General features: G+C 70.3%; 15 protein-coding genes and 1 tRNA gene. 4 read left to right on the top strand and 12 right to left on the bottom strand.

Annotated features, from left to right (window positions below; genetic code table 11):
- Window positions 1-49 precede the first annotated feature (49 nt).
- A complete protein-coding gene (locus ACOBQB_RS17130; protein ID WP_423592717.1) occupies window positions 50-850 on the bottom strand; it encodes a hypothetical protein in 801 nt (266 codons plus the stop codon).
- A gap of 47 nt (window positions 851-897) precedes the next feature.
- Between ACOBQB_RS17130 and ACOBQB_RS17135 the strand changes: the two genes are divergently transcribed.
- Window positions 898-1,086, top strand: a complete 189-nt coding sequence (locus ACOBQB_RS17135; RefSeq protein WP_423592719.1) for a DUF5703 family protein — start codon at window positions 898-900, stop codon at window positions 1,084-1,086.
- A gap of 117 nt (window positions 1,087-1,203) precedes the next feature.
- Here ACOBQB_RS17135 and ACOBQB_RS17140 read toward each other — a convergent pair whose 3' ends face one another.
- The 3 genes from ACOBQB_RS17140 to ACOBQB_RS17150 form a co-directional block, all read right to left on the bottom strand.
- Window positions 1,204-2,079: a chaplin family protein gene (locus tag ACOBQB_RS17140; protein WP_423592720.1), complete on the bottom strand. Its 876-nt coding sequence runs from the start codon at window positions 2,077-2,079 to the stop codon at window positions 1,204-1,206.
- 135 nt (window positions 2,080-2,214) lie between these two features.
- Window positions 2,215-2,448 carry a chaplin gene (locus ACOBQB_RS17145; RefSeq protein ID WP_423592722.1) on the bottom strand — a complete coding sequence of 78 codons (234 nt, stop codon included), beginning with the start codon at window positions 2,446-2,448 and terminating at the stop codon, window positions 2,215-2,217.
- Window positions 2,449-2,637: 189 nt separating this feature from the next.
- The gene (locus ACOBQB_RS17150) at window positions 2,638-3,963 is read right to left on the bottom strand and encodes a M20/M25/M40 family metallo-hydrolase (protein WP_423592723.1); all 1,326 of its coding nucleotides are present in this window, start codon (window positions 3,961-3,963) and stop codon (window positions 2,638-2,640) included.
- Between the two features lie 186 nt (window positions 3,964-4,149).
- On the opposite strand from ACOBQB_RS17150, the gene ACOBQB_RS17155 reads away from it, so the two are divergent.
- Window positions 4,150-4,237 (top strand) — tRNA-Leu (locus ACOBQB_RS17155).
- A 122-nt stretch (window positions 4,238-4,359) separates the two neighbouring features.
- On the opposite strand, the gene ACOBQB_RS17160 is transcribed toward ACOBQB_RS17155, so the two are convergent.
- The 6 genes from ACOBQB_RS17160 to ACOBQB_RS17185 form a co-directional block, all read right to left on the bottom strand.
- Window positions 4,360-5,037 carry a potassium-transporting ATPase subunit C gene (locus ACOBQB_RS17160; RefSeq protein ID WP_423592724.1) on the bottom strand — a complete coding sequence of 226 codons (678 nt, stop codon included), beginning with the start codon at window positions 5,035-5,037 and terminating at the stop codon, window positions 4,360-4,362.
- 6 nt (window positions 5,038-5,043) lie between these two features.
- Window positions 5,044-7,200, bottom strand: coding sequence for a potassium-transporting ATPase subunit KdpB (gene kdpB, locus ACOBQB_RS17165; protein WP_423592726.1), 2,157 nt, complete (start codon window positions 7,198-7,200; stop codon window positions 5,044-5,046).
- Window positions 7,197-8,861 carry a potassium-transporting ATPase subunit KdpA gene (kdpA, locus tag ACOBQB_RS17170; RefSeq protein ID WP_423592728.1) on the bottom strand — a complete coding sequence of 555 codons (1,665 nt, stop codon included), beginning with the start codon at window positions 8,859-8,861 and terminating at the stop codon, window positions 7,197-7,199. The genes kdpB and kdpA overlap by 4 nt, the downstream gene beginning before the upstream one ends.
- An 8-nt stretch (window positions 8,862-8,869) precedes the next feature.
- The gene (gene kdpF, locus ACOBQB_RS17175; RefSeq protein WP_037896654.1) at window positions 8,870-8,959 is read right to left on the bottom strand and encodes a K(+)-transporting ATPase subunit F; all 90 of its coding nucleotides are present in this window, start codon (window positions 8,957-8,959) and stop codon (window positions 8,870-8,872) included.
- Window positions 8,960-9,169: 210 nt separating this feature from the next.
- The gene (locus tag ACOBQB_RS17180; RefSeq protein WP_423592730.1) at window positions 9,170-11,014 is read right to left on the bottom strand and encodes an APC family permease; all 1,845 of its coding nucleotides are present in this window, start codon (window positions 11,012-11,014) and stop codon (window positions 9,170-9,172) included.
- A gap of 189 nt (window positions 11,015-11,203) precedes the next feature.
- Window positions 11,204-11,629, bottom strand: coding sequence for a cupin domain-containing protein (locus tag ACOBQB_RS17185; protein WP_423592731.1), 426 nt, complete (start codon window positions 11,627-11,629; stop codon window positions 11,204-11,206).
- A gap of 52 nt (window positions 11,630-11,681) precedes the next feature.
- Between ACOBQB_RS17185 and ACOBQB_RS17190 the strand changes: the two genes are divergently transcribed.
- A complete protein-coding gene (locus tag ACOBQB_RS17190) occupies window positions 11,682-12,686 on the top strand; it encodes a GlxA family transcriptional regulator (RefSeq protein WP_423592733.1) in 1,005 nt (334 codons plus the stop codon).
- Here ACOBQB_RS17190 and ACOBQB_RS17195 read toward each other — a convergent pair.
- Together ACOBQB_RS17195 and ACOBQB_RS17200 are read right to left on the bottom strand one after the other, a co-directional pair.
- Window positions 12,683-13,081, bottom strand: coding sequence for a YchJ family protein (locus tag ACOBQB_RS17195; protein WP_423592734.1), 399 nt, complete (start codon window positions 13,079-13,081; stop codon window positions 12,683-12,685). The genes ACOBQB_RS17190 and ACOBQB_RS17195 overlap by 4 nt on opposite strands.
- Window positions 13,082-13,134: 53 nt before the next feature.
- The gene (locus tag ACOBQB_RS17200; protein WP_423592735.1) at window positions 13,135-13,836 is read right to left on the bottom strand and encodes a FadR/GntR family transcriptional regulator; all 702 of its coding nucleotides are present in this window, start codon (window positions 13,834-13,836) and stop codon (window positions 13,135-13,137) included.
- Window positions 13,837-13,998: 162 nt separating this feature from the next.
- Between ACOBQB_RS17200 and ACOBQB_RS17205 the strand changes: the two genes are divergently transcribed.
- Window positions 13,999-14,514, top strand: a complete 516-nt coding sequence (locus tag ACOBQB_RS17205; protein WP_423598540.1) for a gluconokinase — start codon at window positions 13,999-14,001, stop codon at window positions 14,512-14,514.
- Window positions 14,515-14,525 lie beyond the last annotated feature (11 nt).

Here is a 14,525-nt window from a genome sequence, read left to right on the forward strand (position 1 = left end):
GCGAGGCACGTCACGTCACCGTTTACGCGAGGGACGTCACCGAAGGGCGTCAGCGACCGGCTCCCCGGGCGCCGGGCCCCGTCCCACCGGTGCCGTCCGCCTCATCGGCCTCGCGGCCGCCCGCGCCTTCGGCATCGTCGACCTCTTCGATCTCGTCGAGGGGCACGGCCACGTCCGGGTCGATGTCGGGGTCCGCGTCGAGCCCGTCGAGCCCGTCGAGACCATCGATTCCGTCGTGGTCCAGTTCGTCGTCGAAGACCGAGCTGACGTCGAAACGGCAGACCACGTGGCGCGGGTCGGCCTGGTCGAAGGGGGCGTCGAGCCACTCCCCCGGCTCGGCAGAGGTGTCCGCCGCGGTGACCCACAGCGTGGAGTCGCCCTCCTCCAGGCCGAACTCCTTGTGCCGGGAGGCGATCTCGTCCGGCTCGAACTCGCCGAAGAGGACGCCGAGCGCGCCGTGCACCGTGTCGGCCGGGCCGTTCCCCGACGGCCTGCCCGCGTCGAGGTCGGCGACCCGCTGGGCCTGGGCGAGGAGCCGCTGCGGTTCCGCCACGGCGTAGTCGCGGCGGATCAGCACGCTCAGCGCGTTCGCCTCCTCCGGGCCCTGATAGGGCGGCAACGCGTCGTCGGTGCCGGGGATCTCGAAGGGCGTGACCTCGTCGTAGCGGTCGTAGAGGAGTTCGTCGTACTCCTCCGCCGCGGCGGCGAGTTCGTTGAACGCTTCGTACACGGCCGGATCGTCCTCGCCCGACCTGCGTTCGACCGCGGCCAGGTGGCGGTCGAGCGCGGTCTTGACCGCCTCGGCGGCGGCACGTACCTCGGCAGCGGTGGGCTGCGCAGCATCAGACATAGTGCAGACGCTATCCGTACCGGGCCCGTGCCCGCACAATAGATGCGATGCCGGAATACGAATTTGTCGACGTGTATGTACCGCGCGGGGTCACCCGCAAAGAAGCCACACGTCTGCTGACGGACCACGCAGAGTACGGACACTGGGAGTTGGACCGCCTGAGTCTGCACACCGACGGAAGCCGCAGGGTTCGGCTGAAACGACGGATCATCCGCCAGGTGCGGGCCACCTGGTGAGCGGGCGCCAGCCCGGCTGAGGCGGCGCGGACGGAACGGAGCGGGCCCCGCGACGGCGGGGCCCGCTCCGTTCCGTCCGCGCCCGGGCGGCAGGTGACCGCTCGGGCACGGGTTGACTCAGGCCGACGCCCGCGCCCTGCGGTACAGCACGGTGCCCGCGAGCAGCACGCCCGCGCCCACCGGCAGCGCGAGGCCGACCGGCAGTGAGTTGCCGGTCTCCGCGAGCTGCGAGGTGCCCGCGGGCGGGGTGACGGTCTGCGTGCCCGGGTGGTTCGGCTCGCCCGGGTTGCCCGGGTTGCCGGGCTTACCCGGCTCACCCGGCTTGCCCGGATCGCCCGGCTTACCGGGCTGCTCGGGCTTACCCGGCTCACCCGGCTTGCCCGGATCGCCCGGCTTACCGGGCTGCTCGGGCTTGCCCGGATCGCCCGGCTTCCCCGGCTCCTCCGGCTTGCCCGGATCGCCCGGCTTGCCCGGCTCCTCCGGCTGTCCCGGCTCCTCCGGCTGTCCCGGGTGCTCGGGGTCCGTCGGGGGCTTCTCGGCGCCCGGCGGGGTCCCCGGGCCGCCGTTGTTGGCGCAGTTGTTCCCATGGGTCGCGTTGCCGAGACCGCCGATGGTGACACTGTTGCCGCAGACGTTCACCGGCGCGTTCACCGGCACCTGCACGGTGTTGCCGGAACCGACGCCCGGTGAGTCGCTGCTGCGTCCCTCGGCCTTGGACCCGCCGGAGGGCTTGTGCGAGCCGCCCCCCTTGGAGGTGTTGGCGCATTTGTTGCCCATCGCGGGGTTCAGGACCCCGACGACGTTCACGGTGTTGCCGCACACGTTGACCGGGGCGTCAACGGGCGCCTGGACGGTGTTGCCCGACAGCACGCCGGGGGAGCCGGAAGCGCCCCCCTTGGCGGTCGAGTCCGCGTGCGCGTAGCCACCGGACATGGCGAGTACGCCGGTCGCGGCCGCCACGGTGATCAGACCTTTGCGGGTGCCCTGTCGCATAGCTGTTCCCTGCCTTTTACCTTCCGGAAGACATCCGGGCCTCGCCCGGACCTGGAATGCCCGTCGGCCCCGGAGCGCATGGCACGCGCTCCGGGGCCGACGGACTCACCCCTCAAGGGGTGAGGCACAACAACGTCACTTGTTGATGCAGGTGTTGCCGAAGGCGGGGTTCAGCAGCCCGATCACGTTGACCGTGTTGCCGCAGGCGTTCACCGGGATGTGGATCGGGGCCTGGATGACGTTGCCCGAGACAACACCGGGAGACTTGACGGCGGCACCCTGGGCACCGGCGTCGGCAGCGGCGACACCCGCGCCGGCGAGCACGAGACCACCAGTGGCAGCCGCAGCGGCGACGATCTTCTTGATCATTGTTCCTCCTTGTTGGCAATGCAGTCCCAGCCGCGGACTGCATCACCTGTAACGAGGAGGGAGTTGGCGGGCTACGAGCTGAAGAGTGCTTTCACTCTTTTCAGTCAAGTACGCACGCGCTGGCGATTATTGGAGTGTCGTTTCACCATGAAAAGCACATGATCTCCAGCCCCTCCCGGCCGGTTCCCGTCAGGACGCGTCGATGAACCGGTCGAGCACCCGGACACCGAACTTGAGGCCGTCGACCGGCACCCGCTCGTCGACACCGTGGAACATGCCCGCGAAGTCCAGCTCCGGCGGCAGCTTCAGCGGCGCGAAGCCGAAGCCCCGGATACCGAGGTCGTCGAAGGATTTGGCGTCCGTGCCGGCGGAGAGCATGTACGGCACCGCGCGCGCGATCGGGTCCTCGGCCCGCAGGGCCGTCTGCATGGCGTCGACGAGCGCGCCGTCGAACGTCGTCTCCAGAGCCTTGTCCGCGTGCACGTCCTCGCGCCGGACGTTCGGGCCGAGGATCCGGTCCAGGTCGGCGAGGAACTCCTCCTCGTACCCCGGCAGGTAGCGGCCGTCGACGTGCGCGGTGGCCTGGCCGGGGATCACGTTCACCTTGTAACCGGCGCCTAGCTGCGTCGGGTTGGCGGTGTTCTGGAGGGAGGCGCCGATGAGCTTGGCGATGCCGCCGAGCTTGGCGAGCGTCTCGTCCATGTTCTCCGGGTCGAGCTCGGTGCCGAGGGCGTCGCCCAGCTCGTCGAGGAAGTGACGCAGGGTCTTGGTGACCCGTACGGGGAACTTGTGCCGCCCGAGGCGCCCGACGGCCTCGGACAGCTCGGTGATCGCGTTGTCCTTGTGGATCATCGAGCCGTGGCCGGCGGTGCCGTCCACGGTCAGCTTCATCCAGTGCATGCCCTTCTGGGCCGTCTCGACGAGGTAGAGCCGCAGGTTCTCGTTGACGGTGAACGAGAAACCGCCGACCTCGCTGATCGCCTCCGTGCACCCCTCGAAGAGGTCGGGGTGGTTGTCGACGAGGTGGCGCGCGCCGTACGTGCCGCCCGCCTCCTCGTCCGCGAGAAAGGCGAGGACGATGTCGCGCGGGGGCTTGCGGCCGCTGCGCATCCGCTCCCGGACGACCGCGAGGGTCATCGCGTCCATGTCCTTCATGTCGACGGCGCCCCGCCCCCACACGCAGCCGTCCGCGATCTCCCCGGAGAAGGGGTGGTGCGTCCAGTCCATCGCGTTGGCCGGTACGACGTCGGTGTGGCCGTGGATGAGCAGCGCGGGCCGCGACGGGTCCTCGCCCTCGATCCTCGCCACCGTGGAGGCCCTGCCGGGGTGGGACTCGAAGATCTTCGGTTCGAGGCCGACCTCGGCGAGCTTCTCGGCGACGTACTCGGCGGCCTTGCGCTCCCCCGGGCCCGAGTGGTCGCCGTAATTGCTCGTATCGATCTGGATCAGTTCGCGACAGAGGTCGACGACCTCGTCCTCACCGGTGACGGCCTTGCCCGTGCTGGACCCGCTCACGCTGGCTCCTCCCGCATTCGCTGCTGGTGGTCCCCCTCATCCTCCCTCTCCACGGCTCCGCGCCCAAGGGCGGGCGGGTGCGTCATCTGCAGTTCACGGTGGGTGGAGGGGTGATCGAGCGCCCCCGGAAGCCTGGTAATGTTCTCTGTGTCGCCGCGGGAAACACCCCGCGAAGACAGACACCTGGTCCGGGTGGCGGAATGGCAGACGCGCTAGCTTGAGGTGCTAGTGCCCTTTATCGGGCGTGGGGGTTCAAGTCCCCCCTCGGACACCAGCAAGACCCCAGTTGATCTGGGGTTTTTTGCTTTTCTGAGCGGTGCGTGACCAAGCCGGTGCGGCCCCCATCGAACCTCGTGAAGGCCCCAGTTCACCGAACTGGGGCCTTACGTGTGCGGGTCAGGAGCCGCTGCCCCGCGCCGTCAGTTCCTTCAGGGCGATGTTCAGGCGCAGGACGTTCACGCGCGGCTCCCCCATGAAGCCGAGGGTTCGTCCCTCGGTGTTCTCGTCGACCAGGGTCTGGACCCTGGCCACGCTCACGTGGTTCTTCTGCGCCACGCGGTGGACCTGGAGGGCGGCGTGGGCCGGGGAGATGTGCGGGTCCAGGCCCGAGGCCGAGGAGGTGACCGCGTCCGCGGGGACGTCGGCGGGGCGGACCTCGTGGGTCGTGGTGGAGTTGTCCTTGATGATCGCCGCCTTGGCCTTCTTGACCTGTGCGATCAGGTCCTTGCTGTCGCCCGACAGGTTCGTCGCGCCGGACAGGAGCAGTTTGTACCGGGTGTTGACGCTGTTCTCGCCCAGGCCGTTGGAGGGGCGCGGCTGGAACCACCTCAGGTCGGGCTCGGGGGTCTGCCGGCCCTGCTTGAGGGGGAGGTCGTAGCGCTGGCCGATGAGGTCGGAGCCGACGACTCTGCCGTTCGCCTCGATCTCGGAGCCGTTGGCCTTGTCGTGGAAGAGGGCCTGGGCGACGCCGGTCACCGCGAGCGGGTAGAGGACGCCGCAGACCACGGTCAGGACGAGCAGGGCGCGCAGGCCCGCGCCGAGCAGGCGGGTGGTGTTGCCTACGGAGTTGTTCATAGCCGATCAGCCGATTCCGGGGATGAGGGAGAGGAGTACGTCGATGATCTTGATGCCGATGAACGGGGCGACGAGGCCGCCGAGGCCGTAGACGCCGAGGTTGCGCCGCAGCATCCGGTCCGCGCTCATCGGGCGGTACCGCACGCCCTTCAGGGCCAGCGGTACGAGTGCCACGATGATCAGGGCGTTGAAGACCACCGCGGAGAGGATCGCGGACTCGGGCGAGGACAGGTTCATGATGTTGAGCTTGTCCAGCGACGGGTAGGCCACGGCGAACATCGCGGGGATGATCGCGAAGTACTTCGCGACGTCGTTGGCGATGGAGAAGGTCGTCAGGGCGCCCCGGGTGATGAGGAGTTGCTTGCCGATCTCCACGATCTCGATGAGCTTCGTGGGGTTCGAGTCGAGGTCGACCATGTTGCCGGCCTCCTTGGCGGCCGACGTTCCCGTGTTCATCGCCACGCCCACGTCCGCCTGGGCGAGCGCGGGGGCGTCGTTGGTGCCGTCGCCCGTCATCGCCACCAGCTTGCCGCCGGCCTGCTCGCGTTTGATCAGCGCCATCTTGTCCTCGGGCGTGGCCTCGGCGAGAAAGTCGTCCACGCCCGCCTCGTCCGCGATCGCCTTGGCGGTCAGCGGGTTGTCGCCGGTGATCATGACGGTCTTGATGCCCATGCGGCGCAGTTCGTCGAAGCGTTCGCGCATGCCCTCCTTCACGACGTCCTTGAGGTGGATCACCCCGAGGACCCGGGCGCCGTCAGCGTCTTCCACAGCCACCAGCAGCGGCGTGCCACCAGCCTGTGAAATCCGGTCGTTGAGCTCCCGCGCATCCTCGGCGACCTCTCCCCCGCGCTCCTCGACCCAGGCGATGACCGAACCGGTCGCGCCCTTGCGGACCTTGCGGCCGTCCACGTCCACGCCCGACATACGGGTCTGCGCCGTGAACGCCACCCACTCGGCGCCGGTCAGCTCGCCCTGGTGCCGCTCGCGCAGGCCGTACTTCTCCTTGGCGAGTACGACGACGGAGCGGCCCTCGGGCGTCTCGTCGGCCAGTGAGGAGAGCTGGGCGGCATCCGCCAGCTCGGCCTCGGTGGTGCCGCGTACCGGGACGAACTCCGCGGCCCGGCGGTTGCCGAGCGTGATGGTGCCGGTCTTGTCGAGGAGCAGGGTGGAGACATCACCCGCGGCCTCGACGGCCCGGCCCGACATGGCGAGGACGTTGCGCTGCACCAGGCGGTCCATGCCGGCGATGCCGATCGCGGAGAGCAGGGCGCCGATGGTGGTCGGGATGAGGCAGACGAGCAGCGCTGTCAGGACGATCAGGGAAGTCTGGTCGTCAGCCCCCGCGTAGATCGCGAAGGGCTTCAGGGTGACCACCGCGAGCAGGAAGACGATGGTGAGGGACGCGAGGAGGATGTTGAGGGCGATCTCGTTGGGTGTCTTCTGGCGGGCCGCGCCCTCGACCAGGTTGATCATGCGGTCGATGAACGTCTCGCCGGGCTTCGTCGTGATCTTGATGACGATGCGGTCGGAGAGGACCTTCGTACCGCCCGTGACGGCGGAGCGGTCGCCGCCGGATTCCCGGATGACGGGGGCCGATTCGCCGGTGATCGCGGATTCGTCGACGGAGGCGACGCCCTCGACGACGTCACCGTCGCCGGGGATGATGTCGCCCGCCTCGCAGACCACCAGGTCGCCGACGCGCAGGTCGGTGCCGGGGACGTTCTCCTCGGTGTCGCCCGCGAGGCGGCGCGCGACCGTGTCCGTCTTGGCCTTGCGCAGCGTGTCCGCCTGCGCCTTGCCGCGGCCCTCGGCCACCGCCTCCGCGAGGTTGGCGAAGAGCGTGGTCAGCCAGAGCCAGACGGTGATCGCCCAGCCGAACCAGTCCCCCGGGTCCTTCACCGCGAGCACGGTGGTGACCACCGAGCCGATCAGGACCACGAACATGACCGGCGACTTGACCATGACCCGCGGGTCCAGCTTGCGGAAGGCGTCCGGCAGGGACCTCAGCAGTTGGGCGGGGTCGAAGAGGCCCGCGCCGACCTTGCCCTCGTCGGCGGTGCGGTGTCCCGTGGGCACGTCGTGGTGCGGGGCGGGGGTGGCGAGAGGCCCGGCGTCGCGCTCGTGCGTCTCGTGCGTCTTGTACTTCTTCGTGTGTGTGCTCATGACGCCAGCCCCTCGGCAAGCGGTCCCAGCGCGAGGGCGGGGAAGTAGGTCAGACCGGTGATGATCATGATGGCGCCGGCCAACAGCCCGGTGAAGAGCGGCTTTTCGGTACGCAGGGTGCCCGCCGTCTTCGGGACCGGTGTCTGCCCGGCCAGCGAACCCGCGAGCGCGAGGACGAACACCATGGGAAGGAAGCGGCCGAGCAGCATGGCGAGGCCGATCGTGGTGTTGAACCAGGTCGTGTCCGCGCCGAGGCCCGCGAAGGCCGAGCCGTTGTTGTTGGCGCCGGACGTGAAGGCGTACAGGACCTCGGAGAAGCCGTGCGCACCGGAGTTGAGCATCGAGTCCTTGGGCGTGGGCAGCGCCATCGACACGGCGGTGAAGCCGAGGACGAGCGCCGGGGTGATGAGGATGTAGCAGGCCGCGAACTTGATCTCGCGGGTGCCGATCTTCTTGCCGAGGTACTCCGGCGTACGACCGACCATCAGGCCCGCGATGAAGACGGCGATGACCGCCATGACGAGCATGCCGTAGAGGCCGGAGCCCACTCCGCCGGGCGCGATCTCGCCGAGCTGCATGCCGAGCAGTTCGATGCCGCCGCCGAAGCCGGTGTAGGAGGAGTGGAAGGAGTTCACCGCGCCCGTGGAGGTGAGGGTCGTGGTCACCGCGAAGATCGACGAGCCGCCGATCCCGAAGCGGGTCTCCTTGCCCTCCATCGCGCCGCCCGCCAGGTCGAACGCCGGGCCGCCGTGGTGGAACTCCGTCCACATCATCAGCGCGGTGAAGCCGATCCAGATCGTCGCCATCGTGGCGAGGATCGCGTATCCCTGCCGGACGGAACCGACCATCTTGCCGAAGGTGCGGGTCAGCGAGAAGGGGATGACGAGGATCAGGAAGACCTCGAAGAGGTTCGAGAAGGGGCCCGGGTTCTCGAAGGGGTGGGCGGAGTTGGCGTTGAAGTAGCCGCCGCCGTTCGTGCCCAGCTCCTTGATGACCTCCTGCGAGGCGACCGCGCCGCCGTTCCACTGCTGGGTACCACCGAGGAACTGGCCGACCTCGTGGATGCCGGAGAAGTTCTGGAGGGCGCCGCAGGCGACCAGGACGAGCGCGCCGAGCACGGAGATCGGCAGCAGGACGCGGACGACGCCGCGCACCAGGTCGGCCCAGAAGTTGCCGAGTTCACCGGTGCGGGACCGGGCGAAGCCGCGGACCAGGGCCACCGCCACGGCGATCCCCACCGCCGCCGAGACGAAGTTCTGCACGGCGAGGCCGGCGGTCTGCACGACGTGGCCCATGGCCTGTTCGCCGCTGTACGACTGCCAGTTGGTGTTCGCCACGAAGGAGGCGGCGGTGTTGAACGCCTGGTCCGGGTCGATGGACCGGAACCCGAGCGAGCCGGGCAGCGAGCCTTGGAGCCGCTGGAGGAGGTAGAGGAAGAGGACACCGGCCGCGGAGAAGGCGAGGACGCCGCGCAGGTACGCGGACCAGCGCATCTCGGCGTCGGGGTCGGCGCCGATGGCCTTGTACATCCACTTCTCGACGCGCAGATGCTTCGTCGAGCCGTAGACGCGGGCCATGTGGTCGCCGAGGGGGCGGTACGCCAGGGCGAGTGCCGCTATGAGGGCGAGCAGTTGGAGCACGCCGGCAAGGACGGGGCTCATATCCGTACTCAGAACCTCTCCGGAAAGACGAGGGCGAGGACGAGATAGCCCAGGAGGGCGACGGCCACGATCAGGCCGACGACGTTCTCGGCGGTCACAGCTTCGTCACCCCCTTGGCGACGAGGGCCACCAGCGCGAAGACCGCGATCGTGGTGACGACGAAGGCCAGATCGGCCATCGTGAGCTCCTGAAGGAAGTGGATGGGTGAACTAGTCGGTCCGACGGGTTAGAGGTAATCGCTGTTCAGGGCGTTTTCGGCCACCGTTGACGCCCTCCATACGGCGTCGCCGGTCGTCTTGACGGGTCTCTTACGAGAGCCGCAGGCGCAGGCGGCAGACGGCGGCGTCGGTGTCCTTGCGGACCGCGTGGGCGACGACCGCGCCGCGCTGGTTCTGCAGGAGCCGCTGCCAGGCGCGGGCCGGTTCGACCTCGGGGATCAGGACGGTGACGCGGGTGCCGGGGCGGGCGGCCTGGATCTGTCGTACGTACGCGGCGACAGGGCGGCCCAGCGTGCGGCGGTCGGAGGGCAGGCGGACCAGGGGCACGCCGGGGTCCCACAGCGCCCAGTCCCGCTCCAGGGCCTCGGCGGCGGCACGGTCCTCGGGGTCCGCGTGGCAGACGGTCACCGCGCGTACCTCGTCGCCCAGTGACACGGCGGCGGTCAGCGCCTCGCTGGTGAGGCGGGACAGCGAGGAGACAGGGACGACGACCAGGGAGCGGTGGCGGCGCGGGCAGTCGGGGACGCGGCCGAGGCCGATCCGCTCGCCGATCGCGGTGTAGGCGCGGTGGACCGTCTCGAAGGCGGCGACGAGCAGCGGCAGGGCGACGACGATCAGCCAGGCGCCGTCGTGGAACTTGGTCGCCGCAACGACGATCGCGCTGACGCCGGTGAGGAGCGCGCCGAAGCCGTTGAGCACCGCCTTGCCGCGCCACCGCGGGCCGCGCTCCCGGCGCCAGTGGACGACCATGCCGGTCTGGGCGAGGGTGAAACCGACGAAGACGCCGATCGCGAAGAGCGGGACGAGGGTGTTGGTGTCGCCGCCGGAGAGGACGAGGAGCGCGGCGGAGACCGCGGCGAGGGTGAGGACGCCGTGCCGGTGGACCTGACGGTCGGCCTTGAGGGCGAAGACGTGTGGCAGGTGGTTGTCGCGGGCGAGGAGTTTCAGGAGGACGGGGAGACCGCCGAAGGACGTGTTGGCGGAGAGGGCGAGCAGGGTCGTCGTCGCGAACTGGACGACGTAGAAAGCCCAGTTGTGGCCGAGTGAGGCGTCCGCGAGCTGGGCGAGGACGGTGACGCCGTCGACGGGCTGGAGGTGGAAGCGGGAGATCAGCACGGCGAGGCCGATCAGCATCACGCCGAGGACGGCGCCGAGGGCGATCTCCGCGTGCTGGGCCCGCCGGGCGCGAGGGGCGCGGAAGGACGGCACGGCGTTGGCGATGGCCTCGACGCCGGTGAGCGCGGAGCAGCCGGCGGCGAAGGCCTTCAGCAGGAGCAGGGCGCCGACGGTGGTGGCGTTGTCGGCGACGACCGAGGCGTGGCCCTGTGCGGCCTCGGTGCTGACGGGGGCTGAGCGGAAGAGGCCGACGGCGATGAGCGTGAGTATCGCGAGGACGAACACGGCGGTCGGCGCGAGGAAGGCCTTGGCGGAGTCGGCGATGCCGCGCAGGTTGACCGCGGTGATCAGCGCGAGGACGGCCAGGCAGATCCACAGCCTCTCGCCGTACAGCCCGGGGAAGGCCGAGGTGAGGGCGGCGACTCCGGCGGTGACGGCGACGGCGACGTTCAGGACGTAGTCGAGGACCAGGGAGGCGGCGGCCACCAGGGCGGCCCGGCGGCCCAGGTGGGTCCTCGCGGCGGCGTAGGAGCCGCCGCCGTCGGGGAAGGCGGCGATGACCTGGCGGTAGGAGGCGACGAGGACGGCGAGCAGACCGGCGATGGCGAGCGTCACCGGAAGGGTGAAGCCGAGGCCGTGACCGCCGGCGGCGGCCAGGACCAGGACGATCGCCTCGGGGCCGTAGGCGACGGAGGCCATCGCGTCGAGGGACAGCGCGGCGAGGCCGGTGACCGCCGTCAGCCGGTGGCGTTCGCCGGTGTCCGGCGGCTCCGCGACGTCGGGGGCGGGCTTCGCCGGCTCGGTGGTCAGGACGGACATGCGTACTCCTTCTGGAGCCCGGACAGGTCCGCTCAGGTTCTGTCCGGATCCAGTCGGTGAAGCGCTTCCCTTGCGCGATCTTCGCGCGCGACGGCCCGGTCTTCACGCGCTCTTGACGGCGCTCTCGACGGCGCTCTTGACGGGGTCGGGAGCCTTCCGCGTAGGAATGGCGGGCAAGGGCGCCGGGGGTCACCCGGACAGCGCGTGCCCCGTCGTGGCGTCCACGTGGTCGGGGATCTCCTCGTGGCGGTCCCCGACGGTCGAGGTGCCGGTGGGTTCGAAGAGCAGGATGTGGGCGCCCTGCGGGGCGTACGGCTTGTGTTCGGTGCCGCGCGGGACCGTGAAGACGGAGCCCTGTGGGAGCGTCACCCTGCGCTCCCCGGCTGGCTCGCGCAGGTCGATGTGGAGTTCGCCGCCGACCACGAGGAAAAACTCGTCGGTGTCGTCGTGGACGTGCCAGAGGTGCTCGCCCTGGACCTTGGCCACGCGTACGTCGTAGTCGTTGACGGTGGTGACGATGCGGGGGCTCCACAGGGCGTCGAAGGAGGCGAGGGCCTGGTCGAGGGCGATGGGGTCACCGTTCACGGGGGTGTTGTCGATGCTTTCGCTGTTCATGAAGTGATCTTGCGACGTGACGGGCCGCCACCACGAGTGCTAGAAACCGCATATGGCGCAAGGATCCTCGCAACCGGCCGCGCGGCGGTCACCTCACCGGGTCGTGGTCGTCGTCGACGAGGGGACCAACCCCTTCGAAGTCGGCGCCGCCACGGAGGTCTTCGGCCTGCCACGGCCCGAACTCGGCCTGTCCGGCGCCCTGTACGAGATCGTTCTGTGTACGCCGGCGCCGGGCATCCGGATGAACCACGGGTTCTTCACGCTCACCGGGGTGCCCGGACTCGACGCCGTGGAGAGCGCGGACACGCTGATCATGCCGGGGCGGCCGGACAGCACCGTGCCGCGCGCACCGGACGTACTCGACGCCATCCGGCGGGCCCATGCGCGCGGCGCCCGGATCATGAGCTTCTGCACCGGCGCCTTCGCGCTCGCCGAGTCGGGCATCCTCGACGGGCGCCCGGCCACCACGCACTGGCAGTGGGCGCCCTCCTTCCGACAGCGGTTCCCGGCCGTGCGGCTCGAACCGGACGTGCTCTTCGTCGACGACGGCGACATCCTCACCGCGGCGGGCAGCGCGGCCGCGCTCGACCTGGCGCTGCACGTCGTGCGGAAGGACTTCGGCGCCGAGGTCGCCAACTCCGTGAGCAGGCGTCTCGTCTTCGCGGCCCACCGGGACGGCGGGCAGCGGCAGTTCGTGGAGCGGCCGGTCCCCGAGATACGGGACGAGTCCCTCGCCCCTTTGCTGGCGTGGGCGCAGGAGCGGCTGGACGAGCCCCTCACGGTGGCCGGTCTCGCGGCCCGCGCCGGGCTCAGCCCCGCGACCCTGCACCGCCGGTTCCGTGCCCAGCTCGGCACCACCCCGCTGGCCTGGCTCACCGGGGAACGCGTGGCCCTGGCCTGCCGGCTGATCGAGCGCGGCGAGGAACGTCTGGACGTGGTCGCGCGGCGCAGCGGCCTTGGCACCGCCGCGAATCTGCGGGCCAAGCTGCGCCGCGGGACGGGGCTGAGTCCGTCGGACTACCGGCGCAGGTTCGGCCCGGCCGGCCACGTCCCCTAGGCGATGAAGCTGCCGTCCACGTACACCCAGGCACCGTCGAGGCGCTCGAAGCGGCTGTGTTCGTGCAGGACCTCCGGACGGCCCCCGTCGGTGTAGCGGGCCCGGAAGGTGACCGTGCCCGTGGTGTGGAAGGCGGTGCCCTCCGTGGTCTCCTCGATGTCCAGGCCCACCCAGCGCAGCGCCGGGTCGAACTCGACGCGGGGCGGCCGGGTCGCCGGGTGCCAGGTGCGCAGGAGGTAGGCCTCGTCCCGCACCGCGAAGGCACTGTAGCGGGAGCGCATCAGCTCTTCGGGCGTGGCGGCGGCCTCGCCCTGGTGCAGGCGGCCGCAGCACTTCTCGTACGGCTGGGGGCGCCCGCAGGGGCAGGACGTGGGGCGTGCGGCGCGTCGGGACATGGCGTCCATTGTCGCCGACCAGTCGGCGCACCCGGCGCCAGGGCCTCAGGGCCTCAGGGCGCCAGGATGTCCAGTTCTTCGAGCGCGCCCAGGGCGATCTCGCGCGTCAGGGCCTCCGCGCGGGCCGCGTCGCCCTCCCTGACCGCCTCCGCGACCTGGACGTGCAGGGATACGGCGGGCGGGTCGGGGTCCTCGAACATCACCTGGTGGGCGGTGCGTCCCGTCAGCACCTCGGCGACGACGTCGCCGAGGCGGGCGAACATCTCGTTGCCGGAGGCGTTGAGGATGACGCGGTGGAAGGCGACGTCGTGCTGGAGGTAGCCCTCCAGCTGGTGGCCGCGGGAGTGGGCGACCATGCCGAGCGCGCACTCGGTCAGCTCCGCGCACTGCGCGGCCGTGGCGTGCCGGGCGGCGAGTCCGGCGGCGACGGGTTCGATCGCGGAGCGCAGCACGGTGAGGGAGCGCAGCTGCCGCGGCCGGTCGGCGCCGGCGAGACGCCACCGGATGACCTGCGGGTCGTAGACGTTCCACTCCTCGGCGGGCAGTACGGTCACCCCCACGCGCCGCCGGGACGCGACGAGGTGCATGGACTCCAGGACCCGGACCGCCTCCCGCATCACGGAGCGGGACACCTCGAAGCGCTGGGCCAGCTCGTCCGTGCGCAGAACGCTGCCCGGCGGGTACTCGCCCGCGGTGATGGCGGGCCCGAGGCTTTCCAGTACGCGGGAGTGCAGCCCTCGGGCCTGTGCGGTCATGACGAAAGCCTACGAGGAGGGACCCGTGAACAATAAGTCAGACTTTTATGTCACAGCCTCTTGAATTCGTCATACCTAATGGGTTTCAGTGACGTGAACGAACCGAGTGAACCGACCGAACCGACCGAACCGACCGATGTCGATGAAGACAGCGAGAGCACGATGCGGCAGCAGCACACCCCCCACGTCGTCGTGATCATGGGCGTGGCAGGGACCGGCAAGACGACGATCGGCCCCCTGCTCGCGGACCGGCTCGGCGTCCCGTACGCCGAGGGCGACGACTTCCACCCGCCTCAGAACGTCGAGAAGATGTCCTCCGGCACCCCGCTCACCGATGACGACCGGTGGCCCTGGCTGGACGCCATCGGCGCCTGGGCCCACGGGCGGGAGGGGCGCGGCGGTGTGGTCAGCAGCTCGGCGCTGAAGCGGAGTTACCGGGACCGGCTGCGGGCCGCCGCGCCGGGGGCCGTCTTCGTCCACCTCACCGGTGACCGGAAGCTCATCGAGGACCGGATGAGGCAGCGCAGGGGGCACTTCATGCCTACGGCGCTGCTGGACTCGCAGTTCGCCACGTTGCAGCCGCTCGGGGCGGATGAGGCGGGGGTTGCCGTGGATGTCGCCGGGTCTCCGGAGGAGATCGCCGAACGGGCCGTCGAGGCCCTGAGCCGGCTCGGCTGAGCGTTCGGCCG

This window comes from Streptomyces sp. G5(2025), assembly GCF_049542075.1.
Classification (GTDB): domain Bacteria; phylum Actinomycetota; class Actinomycetes; order Streptomycetales; family Streptomycetaceae; genus Streptomyces.